The 1,347-nt window shown below is 72.9% G+C and carries 2 protein-coding genes and 1 pseudogene; 1 reads left to right on the top strand and 2 read right to left on the bottom strand.

The window, feature by feature from the left end; all coding sequences use genetic code 11:
• Positions 1-98: 98 nt before the first annotated feature.
• Positions 99-275: a hypothetical protein gene (locus EAO76_RS45225; protein ID WP_187439068.1), complete on the bottom strand. Its 177-nt coding sequence runs from the start codon at positions 273-275 to the stop codon at positions 99-101.
• Positions 276-376: 101 nt separating this feature from the next.
• Between EAO76_RS45225 and EAO76_RS43495 the strand changes: the two genes are divergently transcribed.
• Positions 377-1,033, top strand: coding sequence for a TetR family transcriptional regulator (locus tag EAO76_RS43495; RefSeq protein WP_148841712.1), 657 nt, complete (start codon positions 377-379; stop codon positions 1,031-1,033).
• A 68-nt stretch (positions 1,034-1,101) separates the two neighbouring features.
• Here EAO76_RS43495 and EAO76_RS43500 read toward each other — a convergent pair.
• Positions 1,102-1,347, bottom strand: a pseudogene (locus tag EAO76_RS43500) (acyl-CoA thioesterase domain-containing protein); the annotation flags it as partial.

Here is a 1,347-nt window from a genome sequence, read left to right on the forward strand (position 1 = left end):
GGGTCGGACTGCGGTGCGGCAGGCGTCGTGGGTCGGACTGCGGTGCGGCAGGCGTCGTGGCGGCGGTGCGGCGGACGTCGGGGCTGCGGCGCGGCCGGTCACGAGGAGCGGCGACGCGCACCCGCCCGCTCGCGTACGGCGAAGACCAGCAGCCAGCAGCCGATCAGGGCGCCGAGCACGAGGGAGAGCGCGGGCGGGATCTGGGCCACCGCACCCAGCACGATCCCCAGCAGGAGCAGGGCGACGACGAGGACGATCATGTCCAGCCTTTCCACGGGCTCTCGCGAGCACTTGAGATTACGACTGTTCACTGACTGCTCAGTCTAGACCCGCCCTCCCTTTCCTCGCCCCGGAGAACAGTTGTTTACTGAATGGCATGAGTCACACCGTCGGCGTCCGCCAAACCCAGAAGCTGAGAACACGTCAGGCGCTGCTGGACGCCGCACTCGCGCTCCTGGAGCACCAGGGCCTCAGCAGCCTCGGGCTGCGCGAGGTGACCCGGGCCGCGGGCGTCACGCCCACCGCCTTCTACCGGCACTTCGACGACACCGCCGCGCTCGGCGTGGCACTCGTCGAGGAGGCGCTGGGCAGCCTGCACGGAATGATCGGCGCGGTCCTCGCCGAGACCGGTGACAGCGAGGAGCGCCTGGGGCGCGGTGTCGAGCTGATCCTGCGCCACGTCGGCGAGCAACCCGCCCACTTCCGCTTCATCGCCCGCGAGCAGCACGGCGGGGTCGGCCCGGTCCGCGAGGCCATAGCGGCCCAACTGCGGCGGTTCGCCGAGGAGACGGCGGCGGCGCTCGCCGGGGAGCCGCAGTCCCGGGGGTGGAGCGACGAGGACCTGCTGATGCTGGGCGGCTTCTACGTCGACCACATGGTGATCACCGCGTCGGCACTGCTGGACGCGGGACCGGAGGGCGAGCGGCGGGTGGCCGAGACGGCCCGGCGGCGGCTCAGGCTGGTCAACCTCGGCCGGCTCCACTGGCTGGACGCTCCGAGCGATCCGGACGGCCCGAGCGACCCGGCCGCCTGAGCACACCCGCCCCGCACGCGCAGGGGCCCGCCGGAATCCGGCGGGCCCCTGCGGGGATCGGTGGCACTTCAGGAACGCGACACCCTGGCCAGCTGGCGGGACTGGGCCACCAGCCGGTCCGCGCTGTCCCAGACGTCCGCGTCCTCCTCCAGGAAGCCGCCCGCGAGGTTGCGGGTGGTGATGGAGACCCGGAGCGGGCCCGGGGCGGGGCGGCAGCGGATGTGGGTGGTCAGCTCGATGGTGGGCGTCCAGCCCTTGATGCCCAGCTCGAAGGCGGTGGGCGGCAGCGCGTCCACGGTGAGGAGCAGCGAGAG

Origin of the sequence: Streptomyces sp. sk2.1 (assembly GCF_008120935.1) — a bacterium.
GTDB lineage: Bacteria > Actinomycetota > Actinomycetes > Streptomycetales > Streptomycetaceae > Streptomyces.

Coding starts and splice junctions, on each gene's coding strand:
- EAO76_RS43495 (WP_148841712.1), top strand. CDS start 377: ATGAGTCACACCGTCGGCGTCCGCCAAACCCAGAAGCTGAGAACACGT.